The sequence below is a fragment of the Oceanobacillus luteolus genome (genome assembly GCF_023715655.1).
In the GTDB taxonomy this organism is placed as follows: Bacteria; Bacillota; Bacilli; order Bacillales; family Amphibacillaceae; genus Oceanobacillus; species Oceanobacillus luteolus.
In genome coordinates this window covers 1-1,927 of sequence record NZ_JAMBON010000098.1, presented here as the reverse complement: position 1 = coordinate 1,927, position 1,927 = coordinate 1, and the positions used below count along the sequence as shown (strand labels likewise).

Below are 1,927 nucleotides of genomic sequence, written 5' to 3'. Positions count from 1 at the left end.
GATCTCGCTTTGACTTAGTCAATAGAATAACCTCCCAATCTTATATGTTTATTCTAACAATAAAAAAATAAACTGCGAAGCAAGAGCCGTACGCTCTCTCACTTACACAGTTTATTTTACACTCCCCTTGCATGACTATATTCGGTCCCATAAATATTTTCCACCCCTTTCCACTTTCGTCATTTTGATCTTTATTTTCTATACGTATAAACCAAACCCAATAATTGATAGTTATGCTGTAACGGCCATCATTGTTTATATTATATCTGCATGGTTAAGCTTAAGTATCTTATCCATCGAATCCCCTGTGCACCGTGGGGTTTTGTCGTTACATACAGGGGGATGGAACCGGTACTACATATCTAAAATTATCTCTGTTGTGATTATCGCTGTTTTTCTTTCCTTCTATGCTATTCTATATCCCATTGTGTTTTCCATGTTTAACGATCCTTTAACGGTTACTATTGTTACAATCTCGTTCGTAAATCACATGATTCTAGCAATATTAGGGGTTAGTATTGCTAGTTTTTTCAGCAGAGCCATCATGACAAGTTCGATAAATTCTTTTGGTGGGTTGACCCTGGTCATTGTGCTCTCTATAGCGGCTCTAGGAATTGCTCAGATTCTGCCTTTACCTTTGAAATTTCTAACATGGATTATCCCTCCAGCGACTGCGACACAAACTGCTTTATATCATTGGAACGGTGATAGTGTTTCAGGCCTTTCAGTCTTCCCATTTATATGGATTGTCTTATATTCTTTCTTGTTATTATACTTGTTTTTAACTTTGGCAAAACGAATGCGATAGTAAGTGGGGAAGGGTAAAGTGACAGAGGGAGTTGAAAACGAATAAATAAATTATTCGAATGAGCTCCCTCTATTTTCTCAATAGACTCTTTTATTCGTTCTCCAGTAGTTGTTGGCAGCTGCAACAGTTTGGTAATGAATTGCAATAACTTCTGAAGCTGCAATGAGATTATCTGGGTTTCGAGAGTATTTTGGTCTTATCTTTTTCCTAATCTTCTCATCTGGTTGGACATATTCAATTCCTTTAGTTGCAAGTTTGATCGCCAACTCAAAACCTTCCTGTGGTGTATTGGTTTTTAAACTTTTAATCCATTCATCCATACTATCCACTCCTTATCATATTAATTCCATCATATGAAGCTAGGAAAGATGATATGTTCTATCTAATTTCCAAATGGTATTACCCCTTAAGCAAATGAAAAGCATGCCGTTTTTAGCAGCATGCTGTAATAAATATCATATTATTAAAAGAAGGAATCTTATGTAAAAAGTTCAACTATCAAGATGGTTCATCGCTCGTATATTTTTCAGGTAATAGCTCGGAAACTTGACACTTTACTATTTCTCCATCGTAGGGAATGATTACTTCCATGTCTATTCCATAGTCACTCAATAACTCACGGCACATGCCACAAGGAGTGACGACCCAACAGTGATCTATATTTTCATGAGGATGTGGATGAGCGACAGCCACAATAGAGTCAAATTCATGTTCCCCTTCTGATATAGCCTTTCCAAGTGCCATTGCTTCCCCGCAAACGGTAATTCTTCCGACATTCGCTTCCAAATGAACAGCGGAAAATATTTTACCAGATGCCGTTCGTATCGCTGCCCCGATATGGTGTTTGCCATATCGATAGTTTTTTTCTATCACTTGTTCGGCAGCTTGAATCAGTTCGTAGTCTTCAGTATCTAGTGGCTTAATTTTCAGCAAATCGATTTCCCCCTAATTGTACTTTTCTTAATCTAATATACTAAAATAACAGGTTATGGGTAAGCCCGAACTAAGAAATTTTATAATAGAAGCAACTAAAATTAAAAACAGAAACGCCAAATAACCGTGAATCTGAGATGTTTTAAACAGATTTACGGTTATTTTATTTTTTTGCACATGTTGCTT

Annotated in this window: 2 protein-coding genes; both read right to left on the bottom strand. The window is 36.7% G+C overall.

Features of this window, described 5'->3' with window-relative positions:
• Window positions 1–885 precede the first annotated feature (885 nt).
• The gene (locus M3210_RS19770; RefSeq protein ID WP_251517990.1) at window positions 886–1,128 is read right to left on the bottom strand and encodes a hexameric tyrosine-coordinated heme protein; all 243 of its coding nucleotides are present in this window, start codon (window positions 1,126–1,128) and stop codon (window positions 886–888) included.
• 178 nt (window positions 1,129–1,306) lie between these two features.
• Window positions 1,307–1,741 (bottom strand): cytidine deaminase, encoded by a 435-nt coding sequence (locus tag M3210_RS19765; protein ID WP_251517988.1) that lies wholly within the window; start codon window positions 1,739–1,741, stop codon window positions 1,307–1,309.
• Window positions 1,742–1,927 lie beyond the last annotated feature (186 nt).